13 protein-coding genes are annotated in these 13,479 nt (G+C 41.2%); 7 read left to right on the forward strand and 6 right to left on the reverse strand.

Translation table 11 applies throughout. The features are described from left to right. Positions 1–255, forward strand: a 255-nt coding sequence (locus NZ896_04970; GenBank protein MCS7116806.1) for a dicarboxylate/amino acid:cation symporter, incomplete at its 5' end; no start/stop codon positions are given. A 155-nt stretch (positions 256–410) separates the two neighbouring features. Here NZ896_04970 and NZ896_04975 read toward each other — a convergent pair. Then, complete coding sequence (locus tag NZ896_04975; GenBank protein MCS7116807.1) at positions 411–1,574, reverse strand: cation:dicarboxylase symporter family transporter; 1,164 nt, start codon at positions 1,572–1,574, stop codon at positions 411–413. 202 nt (positions 1,575–1,776) lie between these two features. Between NZ896_04975 and coaBC the strand changes: the two genes are divergently transcribed. Continuing rightward, positions 1,777–3,030 (forward strand): bifunctional phosphopantothenoylcysteine decarboxylase/phosphopantothenate--cysteine ligase CoaBC, encoded by a 1,254-nt coding sequence (coaBC, locus tag NZ896_04980; GenBank protein MCS7116808.1) that lies wholly within the window; start codon positions 1,777–1,779, stop codon positions 3,028–3,030. A gap of 17 nt (positions 3,031–3,047) precedes the next feature. Here the strand turns inward: coaBC and NZ896_04985 are convergent, their stop codons facing one another. Next, complete coding sequence (locus NZ896_04985; GenBank protein ID MCS7116809.1) at positions 3,048–3,803, reverse strand: proteasome assembly chaperone family protein; 756 nt, start codon at positions 3,801–3,803, stop codon at positions 3,048–3,050. 212 nt (positions 3,804–4,015) lie between these two features. Here NZ896_04985 and NZ896_04990 point away from each other — a divergent pair, with 212 nt between their 5' ends. After that, entirely contained in the window at positions 4,016–5,500 is a 1,485-nt protein-coding gene (locus tag NZ896_04990; GenBank protein MCS7116810.1) for a DNA-directed DNA polymerase II small subunit, read from the forward strand. Here the strand turns inward: NZ896_04990 and NZ896_04995 are convergent. Both NZ896_04995 and NZ896_05000 read right to left on the reverse strand, forming a co-directional pair. After that, entirely contained in the window at positions 5,497–6,699 is a 1,203-nt protein-coding gene (locus NZ896_04995; GenBank protein ID MCS7116811.1) for an orc1/cdc6 family replication initiation protein, read from the reverse strand. The two genes, NZ896_04990 and NZ896_04995, sit on opposite strands and share 4 nt — an antisense overlap. Before the next feature lie 2 nt (positions 6,700–6,701). Further along, a complete protein-coding gene (locus NZ896_05000) occupies positions 6,702–7,136 on the reverse strand; it encodes a hypothetical protein (GenBank protein MCS7116812.1) in 435 nt (144 codons plus the stop codon). 578 nt (positions 7,137–7,714) lie between these two features. Here NZ896_05000 and NZ896_05005 point away from each other — a divergent pair. Beyond that, positions 7,715–8,098 (forward strand): BlaI/MecI/CopY family transcriptional regulator, encoded by a 384-nt coding sequence (locus NZ896_05005; protein MCS7116813.1) that lies wholly within the window; start codon positions 7,715–7,717, stop codon positions 8,096–8,098. Between the two features lie 9 nt (positions 8,099–8,107). Here the strand turns inward: NZ896_05005 and NZ896_05010 are convergent, their stop codons facing one another. Together NZ896_05010 and NZ896_05015 are read right to left on the reverse strand one after the other, a co-directional pair. Beyond that, the gene (locus tag NZ896_05010; protein MCS7116814.1) at positions 8,108–8,686 is read right to left on the reverse strand and encodes a MarR family transcriptional regulator; all 579 of its coding nucleotides are present in this window, start codon (positions 8,684–8,686) and stop codon (positions 8,108–8,110) included. Between the two features lie 50 nt (positions 8,687–8,736). After that, entirely contained in the window at positions 8,737–9,144 is a 408-nt protein-coding gene (locus NZ896_05015) for a hypothetical protein (GenBank protein ID MCS7116815.1), read from the reverse strand. Between the two features lie 165 nt (positions 9,145–9,309). Here NZ896_05015 and NZ896_05020 point away from each other — a divergent pair, with 165 nt between their 5' ends. From NZ896_05020 to polC, 3 genes are all read left to right on the forward strand, one after another. Beyond that, on the forward strand, positions 9,310–9,549 hold the full coding sequence (locus NZ896_05020; protein ID MCS7116816.1) for a hypothetical protein: 240 nt from the start codon (positions 9,310–9,312) through the stop codon (positions 9,547–9,549). Next, positions 9,546–10,298: a geranylgeranylglyceryl/heptaprenylglyceryl phosphate synthase gene (locus tag NZ896_05025; protein MCS7116817.1), complete on the forward strand. Its 753-nt coding sequence runs from the start codon at positions 9,546–9,548 to the stop codon at positions 10,296–10,298. The genes NZ896_05020 and NZ896_05025 overlap by 4 nt, the downstream gene beginning before the upstream one ends. Positions 10,299–10,374: 76 nt before the next feature. Further along, the coding region (polC, locus tag NZ896_05030; protein ID MCS7116818.1) for a DNA polymerase II large subunit at positions 10,375–13,479 on the forward strand (3,105 nt) is incomplete at its 3' end.

The following is a 13,479-nucleotide window of genomic DNA, read 5'->3' on the forward strand; positions in this document are numbered from 1 at the left end:
TACCCACTCATCATTACTATGGCCATGCTGGGATCTGTAGCAACCGCAGCAATACCTGGTGGTGGTTTGATCATGCTCGCCATGGTACTCGCCGCTGCAGGTTTACCGTTAGAGGGCATAGCGCTCATAGTAGCGATAGATCCGATATTAGATGCATTGAGAACGAGTATTAACGCAACTGGCGATACCGCTTACTCTACAATAATAAGTAGAATCTTTGAAGGGCCGAAGTGGTGGGAAAAGAGCACATCATAGCGATATAACATCATAAAGAGCGTAGATTATTACTTAGAGTACTGTATACTATCAAAACCCCTCTTCTTTTTGATTTAGAGGAATAACATAAATCTCATGTTACGCTACTGACTGTAGTAGAATGGATAAGTGTCAGGTAAGAGCTGAAGTGTTTCTCAATGGTTAGTAGTTATGTTTCTCTTAAAAATTAGATTGTGCACGATCAGGGTTGTGTACCCAGTCGTTACTGCATTCGTCCCCGCCGTTATAAGGGATACACCATTAAAGAGAGCAATAGATGTTAGGCTGAAGGTGATCGTGTCCGATATACCCAATATATCGATGATGATAGGCATGGTTACAAGTATGGTTCCGCCCATTATGCCAGGAGATGCAAAGCCCGCGATCGCTAAAAATGGAGCTAAGATGATGAATTGAATAGGATTTATAGAGAGATTGAGGTATAGTGCGGAGATGTAGATACTTACGATCACTCCCGTTATACTACCGAGCCTATTCAGCGCTGCACCTGAAGTGATGATAAAATCTCTCAAAGACCTATCTATAGAGAAGTGGTCGCTGAAGATTTTAAGGTGCATCGGAAGTAAGATGTAAGATGCGGGTACAGATATACCCGTGATCAAGGTCTTTACCGTGTATGCGAATAACCTTTTAAGGTCGAATTTGTACAATAGCAATAGTAAGATCATCATCAAAATATATAGAATGTGAAGGCCGAAAGTTATTAGGAGCGCTTCTATGTAAGCTATGAATGATGCCATCTTTAGGTTGTAATAGAAGGTAGCGCCGAAGGATATTGAGATTATTGGTAATACCTTTATCAATTGTCTAATTAATTTCAATATAAACTCGTTGAGGAGCATGATCGCTGATCTTATGAAGATGAATCTTTTCGCAATTGTAAATGATACGATAATGCTCATGAATATCGATAAGGGTATGGGCTTCAACAAACCGTTGATGATGATCCCACGTAAATGCTCCATCGAGCCCAAACCTTTTATTTCACCACTATAACCCTCATACATAACCGTAGAGAGAATGGTGGCAGATGTTAAAGATGTGATGAGGCAGAGGATGAAGAATAGACCCATCGTGTAATTGGCGAGCTTACCCTGCTCTATCGAACCTCTACTTAAGAGCGAGGAGGAAAGAATTACGAATATGAATATCGGTGCAAAGAGGAAGAAAAAATTTGCGAAGAACCATGCGATATCGGTAAGAATGCTAAGTTTGTAAGGGATGGTATGGGCTAATAAAATCCCGAATAAAAAGGTGAACGGGAGTATAAATTCGTAAGTGAGTTTAAATCTCAACATAAAGATTAGATGTAAACCTTTTATAAAAACTTCATGAATGATCGGCTTCATCTAAATGAAGCGTATCTAGAATCTAACCATGAAATTCTTGAATTTCATACCCTTGATATTCACATATTTGACTGCAATCCTCCCCTACTTTTCCCTTCTTTACCTTTAATAATCTCTTTTAGGATAACTTATGTTGTAGGGTGTAAGATCGATGGTCGATGATCCGTCGAAGGACATCGTCGGTAAAAAGAGTAATAGGTTAAGAGGTAAGCGCATCGCTTTATGTGTAACTGGAAGTGCGGCTGTGATGAATAGTGTTGAGTTAGCAAGAGAACTGATGAGGCATGGTGGTGATGTATTTACTATAATGACACCCGCCGCTCAACGATTGGTACACCCGAATCTGTTAGAATGGGCGACTGGAAATCCTGTAGTAACCGAATTGACTGGGAAGATGGAACATATTCGTATCGCTGGCGATTGGGAAGGTAAAGTAGATCTGATACTTATCGCCCCTTGTACAGCCAACACCATAAGTAAGATCGCTTCAGGGATTGATGATACACCAGTGACCACCGTAGTATCTTGTGGTATAGGATCGGGCATACCGATCATCATCGCTCCCGCCATGCATGAGAGTATGTATAGAAATCCCGTGGTAAGGAGCAATATTGAACGGTTAAAGCAGCTCGGTGTAAAATTTGTAGAACCTCTTATCGAGGAGAAGAGGGCGAAGATGGCATCGGTAGAAGAAATCGTGAAGGCTGTACTCGATCAGTTATGTGAAAAAGATATGGAGGGTTTAAGGGTCTTGGTTACAGCGGGACCTACTCGTGAATATATCGATCCCGTTCGCGTAATAACGAATCGAAGCTCTGGTAGGATGGGTATTGCATTGACAGAAGAAGCGTTAAGAAGGGGTGCACAGGTGAGTCTCATTTACGGTCCAGGGACGGTAACTCCGCCACGTAATGTAAAATTAAAGAGGGTCGAGAGTACTCAAGATTTACTCGATGCAGTAATCTCAGAATTAAAGACCTCAAAGTACGAGTTATTCATCGCTGCTGCAGCTCCATCAGATTTTACAGTTAGAGAAAGGTTTGAGAATAAGTTGGAAACTCGCTCTATTGAAAGTTTGAAGATCGAGTTGAAGACTACGCCAAAGGTGATAAACGTAGTTAAAAAGATTCAACCCGACATATTCCTCGTAGCCTTCAAAGCGGAGTATAAGATAGATGAGAAAGAATTGATCGAGAGGGGTAGAAGATTGTTGAATGAAGCTCAGGCGGATATGGTCGTTGTAAATGACGTGGGGAGACCGGGCGTGGGTTTCGGTGAGGAAGATAATGAAGTATACATTATTAAAAAGGAAGGGGAGGTTATTCATTTACCACGTGCATCAAAATTTGAAATAGCTAAAAGAATATTAGATACAGCCATTGAGGAGTTCAAAAAGAGAGTTTGAATCTACATTATAGCCTATCAACTAATATAACCTAAGCGGGACTTATCATCGATCCTTTCCTGAGGTTTGTATCGTTTCTCTTCGAATGAGTGAATGATGGCCTCCATTTCTTTCGCCCTTTCTTCTAAGGCCGTCATATCAACATTTAACTTTAAAATTCTCGTAAAGACCTCTAGAATCGTCTTCGATGCCCTCGCATCTATTATATATCCTGAGGTCTCACCTAATAAGCATAGGCCCTTCATACCACGTAATTTGGCAAGGCCGAGTATTAGCCCATTCATGCCCGTGATCGTCCCTTCATTTGTAATCGTTACATCTTGACCTTCGAGGATCTTCAATAACTCAGCACTTGTGGCCGTCACGTAAACCTTTGGACGAAGTGTGAAACTACCTGTAATGTAAGCACCGAATGTGAATACTGTATCGGTACCAAAACTTTTGACTAGAGAAAGGACTTTATCGGCCAGTTCGTAATCGCCTTCGCTCGAGATCGGTTGTGAATCTCCAGTATAGAGGATCAGGTCTGTTGAATCTATCGGATTGACCCAAAAGTACAGTTCATTCTTGATTAAGTCGATCGAACCGTCCGGTTTAATTAACACTTGTGGCGGGAAGTAGTAAGAATAGACTTCGGCGAATAATTCCGCCTTCAACTCCCTTATCAGATGGTCAACGGCCAGCTTTCCTACATAACCACTACCCGGTAATCCGCACACCAAATATGGCCTTCGTAACTTAGGGGTCTTGGTTAACTTAATCTCTACACTCATAACGATTTCCCTATCATATAGTGTAAATGCTTTAACCCCTCAATTTAACATTTATCCCTATATTAAGATTTTGTAAGGTTGTGTATTAAAGACTTCAAGGATTAAACCTAATGATGCTTTAGCAACACTGTAAAATCTCCTTTAGAATAAAAGACCCTATCTGAAATTGATAAAGATATTTTACCACCCTTATGATTATAATTAATCGGTCGATGTCAAACCAGATTGTAGAAGCTATAAATGAAGCCCTCTCAAATGGTTATCAAATACACCCGGATGCATTGATGCTTTTAGAGACGGTTAAAGAGAGGGTAAGCCTCGTAGATCTGGTAACGAAGGTTATAGAGGCTAAGAAGAAGGTTGGAGACCAGCAACTGCTATTATTAAAGAAGGATTTTGAAGAAATGTTACCAGAATACTTAAGGGAGTGTGGAGGGGTTAGAGTAGAGGAAGTCGAACCGGAGATCGAGATCGTAAAGGATATAAGTGAAAAGGTTTCGCCTCCCCTCGAAGAATTAGAAGGGTTACAGAGGCTCTTTGAAAGTAGATTTAACAAGCTCTATTCGATAGTGAAGAAGAGGCCCGATTCACATCAAATTCGAAGGATCGAATCGATAAATAAAGGTGATGGAGCATCGTATAAAGTTGCAGGTTTAGTATTGGAGAGGAAGATTAAAAGAACTCATATAGAGTTAACGATCGATGATAAAAGTGGAAAGGCTACAATACTGGTGAAGGATCCTTCTGTGATAAAGCAGGCGATGAGTATCGTTCTTGATCAATTTGTAGTGGTAGATGTGGATTCGACAGAGAAGGGAGTTTTATTCGCAAAATCCATATACTCTCCCGATATACCCGATCGGCCACCGAATCTATCGAAGAAGGTCGTATATGTGATACTCATGTCAGACCTCCACATTGGAAGTAAGATGTTTCTCTACGAGGCTTTTGAAAGGTTCATCCTTTGGCTCACTCAGTATTGTAAGGAGGATTACATTGCAGGGAGGATTAAGTATCTGATTTTGGGCGGGGACGTTGTCGATGGTGTCGGTGTATATCCAAATCAGGAGGATGATTTGGAAGAACTTAATATTTATCAGCAGTACAGAAGGGCAGCTCAATTGTTAAGTAAAATACCGAAGAATATTCAAATATTCATTATACCTGGTAATCATGATCCAACGAGACAGGCATTGCCCCAACCAGCGATACCGAGAAAGTATGCGGAACCTCTCTATCAACAAGAGAATATCACGATGCTAGGAAATCCTTCGCAGATCCGCTTACATGGGGTTAATATACTGATTTACCACGGTAGGAGTTTAGACGATATAGTTGCAACGACACCAAACCTCACCTTCTCGAAACCCGCTTCCGCCATGAAGATCCTTTTAAAGGCGAGGCATTTAGCACCTCTCTACGGCGGTAGAACACCGATAGCTTTAGAGAAGGAAGATTATCTTGTCATCGAAGAAGTTCCAGATATATTCCACGCTGGCCATGTGCATACGGTAGATATAGATAGATACAAAAACACTTTAATCGTCAATTCTGGCGCATGGCAAGCGCAGACAAAGTATCAGGCGAATATGGGAGTTACACCGACGCCCGGTTTACTCCCCGTAGTCAATCTGGCCACATTGGATATGCTGATGAAGGATTTCACAAAACAAGATTATTTTACTTTTCCAGGTTAAATCAATGCATTTACTGTAGGATCCTCTTGAAAGACATCTCTAATCAACTGATTAGGGATCAGTAAAGAGATCTTCTTTGTTCTCCCATACCTCCCACGACTTACGGTAGCTGCCGATACTAAACCCAATACATCTAAACCGCTCAACAGACCACTAACACGGCGTTGGGTTAGTGGTTCTAGGTCGATTTTACGGCATAGGGCGAGGTATCGTTGATAAACCTCACCAGTAGAATTTGCTGGCCCTGATACTGCTACAGCTAATAGGACTAACTTATCGTGTAGAGGTAGTGATCTTAAAACTTCCACGACCCTATCCTGTTCGATCTTCTGAACCGCGATCCTCACATGCTTTTCTTCAACACATGACGCTCCTTCACGCTCTGCCACTTCTCCTGCAACTCTAAGAAGATCCAGCGCCCTTCGAGCGTCACCATGCTCCGATGCAGCCAAGGCAGCACATAGATTGATCGCGGTAGTGCTGATCGCATCTTTAAAGAAGGCTACTTCGGCTCTATCCTGAAGTATAGCTTTAAGTTCTTCAGCTGTATAAGGAGGGAAGACGACCTCCTCTTCACTTAAGCTACTCAAGACCCTAGGATCCAAGAACTCTTTAAATTTTAAATCGTTAGATATACCTACTATAGTTATAAAGCCGTGTTCGAGCCTCTCATTGGCACGAGTAAACTCATAGAGTAAGTTATCTCCGAAGTTCTTCACCAAAAAATCGATTTCATCGAGTACGATTACAACACCCAGCTTAGAGTTATCGATTCTTTTGAGTATGCGTTCGAATACTTCTCCCAAAGCTAAGCCCGTGAAAGGGATCTCCAATTGTATGCTACGGGCGATTTCACTCAAAACTCTATATTCGGTACCTAAGATACGGGTATTACAGTAGGAGAATTTGACTGGAACACCTATGCTCAAAGCCTTCTCCTCTAACCTCTTCAAAACGTACTTAGATACAGCCGTCTTACCAGTACCTGTCTTCCCATACAAAAAGAGGTTGGAACAACGTGAACCGTGAAGAATTGGTGCCAATACTTCGGCAACAGAGGTTATCTGTCTTTCTCTAAACAGGAGTTTATCGGGTACGTAGTCACTACGTAGAGCTTCTGGATTTTTGAATAATGTTCTACCCATGATAGCCTTTGAGAAGATTTCATCGAGTATATCTTTGGATGATGAACTTTCCATACTCATCCAACCTTGTTGATTAGTGTTGCATAATTTTGCAGTTCTGCAGGTGTGATGAGTGAGACCTTAACATTTAATGAGTGGGAAAGACGTTCTGCCCAGAATGAGAGTGCGGGTGTCTTGAATGGGAGGATGATCACAACCACCTGAGGGTTAAGCATATGAGCCTTAAATACCAGGTAACAAAGCCTCTCAATGAGTTTGAACTTTCTCTGCCTCAAATCTTTAGGCTCCATCCAATTCTTGGAAAAGGTGGTGGTGATTTCAAAACAGGCCAGGACCTTTCCTTCTCTATTATAAACTACGAAGTCTATAGTAGGAACGCTTCCTTTAAATCGGTTATAATCATGAGAAGAGAGTGTTGGGACGTTTAAATCATATTTTACACCCTTACTCTTAGCGATCTGTACCAATGTTTGAATTATCTGCTCTTTCAAGACACATCACCGTAATGACTACGTTTATATAAATCAACCCCCCACGACCTTTTCCACTGGAATGAATCACCATTGGCGATCGGTAGCATTATGAATTCCCTTTTAAGAAGAATTATCTTATGTTAAAGCCTTCTCCCGTTCTTGAATCGAGAGTTAGAAAGATAATTTTTAAAATAAATTTTAATTGACTTTTTTGTTGAAATTTGGTAAAGAAATGGTTGGTGGTTAAATTGGTTTATTTCCATTGGAAGTTAAGGGGCAGGGGCTTGATTCCATCAAATATTATCTTATTTGTGAACGGCTGTGAACTTAAAAATACCTGAACGTAATTCTGACCCCTTTATTTCCACTGGAGCAATTTTTCCCTTATTTTTATTTATCAAACGTCAAATCCAGACCCCTTTATTTCCACTGGAGCACGGGTGAACGTCTTTTTAAATTATAATTTACCAATGGAGTGTGAACGGCTGTGAACACCAGACAAATCTCATTCTTTGTCATTCACCTTTGACCTATTGTTCACAAATTTACAACATTACTACTTATCATACTCCTTATCCTACTCTTCGGTAGGAATCTTGCGCCGACGTATAAAGATCGAGTTCGAGGATGGTGAGGGTGGGAAGTATAAAATCTCAATAGAGGGTTCACTATCCCGTGAAAAAGTGTTAAAGGTCATGGATCTCGTAGATTTACTCGGTGGGACTGAGCATGAGCCAGTCGAGATACCTTCACGTGATACGTTATTCACTAGAATCTTTCACCTTTTAGAGAAGAAATTTCCTTTGGGCTCATTCACATCTACAGATCTTCGCGAAGCTTATGAAGATGAATTTAATCAACCTATAAAACTCAGTACCATTTCTACATACCTTTCACGTCTATCGGAGAAAGGGCTCTTACACCGAGAAAGGACTTCGATCGGTTGGGTATACAGGCGGGTTAGATTGAAAGCTACCTGATGTTTAATGTTATTTTACAAGCTCATATAGGTACGGCTTTTTATCCTCGATCCTTCGAACATATCCCTTTTCAAATAACTTTTTCATCAGCCTTGTCGTATGCTCTCTAGATTTACCTATCTTCATTCGAATCTGTTGGGATGTCATCGCCCCACCTTCTAAAAGTTTTAAAATTTCATTTTCCGTCGGTGTGAGCTCTTCCCTCTCTCTATGATGTGATTTAGGTTGTGATGCAACAGTGACGGGCCTCTCTAAACTTTCTAATCGTTGTTTGATCTCTTTAACAATCTCTTTAATTTCTGAATCTTGTGATATAGATTCACTAGGCTTCACATATTCACTACTTTTCATAAAGCGATTAACCTTTACTTCAATTAAATCTATCTTGATCTCCTGATCTGCTATTTTACGTTCCTGAGCATCGAGTCTATTATGAAGTTCAGTTAACATATCCTTTAAGATTTCTGATGCTTCCTTCTTCTCTGAGACAATCTCTCTAATCCTTGGTAAATAATAGGCTAAGGTTAATATATTGATCATTACGATCATACTTAAGATCATCAATGGGATCAAATCGGTGATGCTCATGTGACATTATGTGATTATGTTGCGTCATTATAATAACTTTTCGTTAAATATCATGTGATATCTCTTCTTCGTGATATTGGTGTTGATAATCGATTTAATGTCACATCAATGACCTCTAAAACTCTTTTTATGTGCTCAAATGTTGGTGAACTTTCCTTTACTCGATCTAAAGTCTTTCCCACTTCAATTAGGCCTGAAGTTGTACCACTCTCTAAAATCTTCAAGTACTCCATAAGTATCAATGTATAGAATGCTTTCCTAACATTCATCTGTGCTTGTTTTAGAGTTCTTAAGAATGAACCCTTACTCACTCTTTTACCATCTCTTAACATAATCTTCTCTTCCAATCTCATGTCACTCATCGAATCGATAAGGTACGTGTCCAGTTGTGAGTAGGTTAATGCTGACCTCTCGAATAGAAATTTCGCAATAGGATCGTTATCGAGTATCGATTTCAACATCATTATACATTTTTGTATAATTTTTCCTTATAACGCTTACTGCAAATTTTTATATAAACTGAAATCATTGTTTCAATGATTTTGAATCTTCCCTCATTTTATTAGAATATTTTAATGTAAATTGATTTATTTAAGTCCCTCCTATTCTTTGTTACGGTCTTTATGGGAAGGAGAAGGCGGCGTGTAATTAGAGTTGTAAAACGAACTTTACCTAAAGTATTCAGTTGCCCTCGCTGTGGTATGGTATCGATTAAAGTGAAGGTGAAGAATAAGGGATTGGCTACGATCGCGTGTGGAAGTTGTGGCTTAAGCGTAGAGTATACTTTATCATCCAAAAAGGAACCTATAGATGTATACAATGAATTTGTCGATAACTACCTTTCAGGGAAGGTGAGTCTTTGAATATAGGCCCTGTGGAAGAGAGGTTGAGAAGAGAGATCAGTGAGTACGGAACGATCTGCCTAGCCCTGTTAGACTTTGAAGATCTACCACCCAAGAAGGCTGGAACGATAGCAAATTCGGCTGAAAAGTGTGGTGTTTCAGGTATATTGATAGGCGGATCAACGGCTGCCGATCAACTCGAATTAAACTCGGTCATCGAGGCAGTAAAGATGTCGGTAAAGCTCCCTGTAATTCTCTTCCCTGGAAACCCGCTCACGGTCTCTCCAAAAGCCGATGCTATACTATTCAGCTCACTTTTAAATTCTGATAACCCTTACTTTATCAGCCAAGCACAAGCTCTCGGTGCCTTATTGGTTAAGAAGTATGGCCTCGAAGCGATACCTATGGGCTACGTTGTAATAGGTGATGGGGGTGCGATCGGTTTCATCGGTAGAGCGAGGGGAATTCCACCATCTAAACCAAATTTAGCAGCTATGTACGCATTAGCAGCTCAGTACATGGGTATGAGGTTCGTATATTTGGAGGCTGGCTCTGGTGTGACGTCACATATATCACCATCTGTAGTTTCAGCCGTTCGAAAGGTTTTTAATGGTGTTATCATCGCTGGTGGAGGGATCAAACGTGTAGAAGATGCTGTAGAAGTGGCCAAAGCAGGGGCAGATATCATCGTCTTAGGAACGTTGCTCGAAGAAGAGGGTTTCGAATCTACACTTAAGGAAATTGTAAAAAGTATCAGAAAGTGCAAATAAACATGCTTGTGATCAGGATTTTGTGTCGTGATGTTATGTGACATCACCACACGTCCATGATATAAATCAATTAAATGTGCCTTTACCTACCCACTACCGTACTTATTACCATAATTTATTGAAGAGTTTAGAAACTCTCCAAAGTATCGCTACGAAGGCTAGAGGTAAAGGGCTCGACCCTTCATTAAGCATTGATGCAGAGATCGCTTTAGATCTGCCGGATAGAGTCGAACATCTCTTAAAATTGCCCATCTCAAATAGATTGAGAGAATTGTTGAGTAAGTTTCGAACCGAGCGTGTAGCGTTGATTATAGCAGAAGAGATCGCATTGGGTAAATTTGGTTTCTTATCTGCGGAAGATGCTCTAAATCAGGCCATTCGTGCTGGATTGGCAGTCGTGACGGATGGTGTCACGGTTGCACCTTTACAAGGTATATCATCGATCAGGATAAAGAAGAATGACGATGGCACAAGCCATTTAGCGATCTACTTTGCAGGGCCGATCCGTTCAGCTGGTGGAACCGAGGCTGCATTTACTCTAGTCATCGCCGATCACTTAAGAAAGATCTTTGGCATCGATAATTATCGCCCCACTCTGGATGAAGTTGGAAGGTTTATCGAAGAGTTGAGGATATATGAGCGTGAAGTGGGGAACTTTCAATACAAAGTCTCTGATAAAGACTTAGAGTTCGCTTTACACCACTTACCAGTGGAGATCAATGGTGTCGAAACAGACCCTGTTGAGGTCGTTGTCCATAGAGGATTGAAGAGGATCGAAACCGATCGTGTGCGTGGTGGAGCGCTAAGGGTATTGAACGATGGTATCATCGGCCGATCAAGAAAGTTGGTCCAACTTACAAGAGACCTATCCATTCGTGATTGGGAATGGCTAAGTGAATTGGAGAGTGCGAAACAGATTTCAGACGAAATGCGCAAGGAAGGTTCCCACTTCGCTGAAGTGATCTCAGGCAGGCCTGTTCTTTCAACCCCTGGTAAGTTGGGCGGTTTCAGATTGAGGTATGGCCGTTGTTATAATACAGGTTTGGCCACGATAGGCATTCATCCAGTAGTTCCAGTACTGCTCGATTATCCCATCGTAGCAGGTACCCAGGTAAAGACGGATATTCCAGGTAAGGCTGCCACGATAGCCTTTGTAGATACGATCGACACACCGATAGTGAGATTAAAGGATCGCTCAGTAGTAAAGGTTGAAAGTGTGGAAGAGGCTGAGAAAATTCGTGACAGAGTTGAGAAGGTTCTCTATTTGGGCGATGTTTTGGTGAGTTTTGGTGATTTTCTTGAAAATAATATTGCCTTAGTCCCTTCACCTTATGTAGAGGAATGGTGGTGTCAAGATTTAAAATCTTGCATAGAGAAGAAGTTTCAATCGATCGAGCGTTGTGCCGATAATGTAGGGATAGAGAGTTCGCGCCTAAAGGACTTCATTCATCATCCACTTACAGTCAAGCCTAACGTTTCAGAAGCTTTCTTATTGAGTGAGGTTTTGGGCGTACCATTACATCCTAAATACTTATTCTATTGGGATGTCTTATCTCCTCAAGAGGTTCTCATATTAAGGCAAAATCTAACCGTGGTGTCCTCTGAGTTACATACCTGCACACTTGCCTTGCGCGATCAGAGTAACTTTAAAGAGATTCTTGAGAAGCTAGGTGTACCCCATCAAATCGATAAGGATATGATAAAGGTAAGTGGCGAATCAGCGTATGTGTTGATGAAGATTTTAAAGCTAGGTAGCGATCTCTCCATACTCCCTGGGTGGAAGAATGTTTTAGAAATGCTTTCATCCCTTTCTGGTATACCTATTCAAAGAAAGGTATCGGTATTTGTGGGCATTCGTGTCGGTAGGCCTGAGAAAGCTATGCCGAGGAGGATGAAACCTCCCGTTCACGTTCTATTTCCTGTAGGTTTAAATGGAGGACCTAAACGTGATATAATGCAGGCTGCCAGACGAGGTCATATAAGTATAGATCTGATAAATTTAGTATGTAATAACTGTGGTTCACGTTGTACATCGGCAAAATGCTTTCGTTGTGGGAGCGATGTGCATATAGAGAAAAAGTGTGCTTCATGTGGTAGAACCGTAATCGGTGAGCTTTGCCCTTTCTGCAAAGTAGTTGGCCAACCTTACTCATCGATCGATTTCCCATTGAAGCAGAATTTAGAAATGGCGATCAATCGTGTTAAATATCAACCAACCCCTCCCTTAAAAGGTGTTCAAGGTCTAACAAACCCCACTCGCATCCCAGAACCTTTAGAGAAGGGGCTCTTCCGTCACAAGTATGGTCTATCCGTTTATAAAGACGGTACCGTAAGGTTTGATGTCACCAATGCACCACTTACACACTTTTACCCTTACCAGATCGGTACTCCAGTAGAGAAGCTCCGTGAACTCGGTTATGAGAAAGATGTAAATGGTAAACCATTGGTATCTGAAGACCAACTCCTTGAAATTTACACTCAAGATGTTATCCTACCAGTAGAGGCTGGAGAATATCTGGTGAATGTAGCAAAGTTTATCGATGACCTTCTCGTTCACTTTTACGGCGAACCACCCTACTATAATGTGCGCTCTAAGGAAGATCTTATAGGACATCTGATCTTAGGCCTTGCTCCACACACTTCGGCTGGCATAGTGGGTAGAATCATCGGCTTTACCAACGCCCAAGTATGCTTTGCCCATCCTTACTGGCACTCTGCAAAGAGGAGGGATTGTGATGGCGATCAGGACTCGATAATCCTCTTACTCGATGTGTTAATAAACTTCTCACGTGATTACCTTCCCGCCCAGATAGGGGGGTTGATGGATGCGCCCCTTTTGATACAACCGATCATTATACCGAATGAAGTTCAACGCCAGGCGCATAATATAGATGTTGCATCATACTATCCTTTAGAGTTTTATAATGCAAGTTTACAAAATACACCCCCCAGTAAATTAGTGGAGTTTATCGATGTAATTAGAAATAGGTTGAAGAACGAGCAACAGTTCTATAACTTCGGCTTCACGCACCATACCAAACAGATCACATTAAAACAATCGAGAAGTAGCTACTCCACGCTAAAATCATTACTACAAAAGTTGGAAAGGCAGATCGAGTTGGCGACGAAGATCAGGTCCGTCGATCCAAATGAAGTGGTTTCATCTGTATTGAAGACTCAC

It is taken from the genome of Nitrososphaerales archaeon, assembly GCA_025058425.1.
GTDB lineage: Archaea > Thermoproteota > Nitrososphaeria > Nitrososphaerales > JANXEG01 > JANXEG01.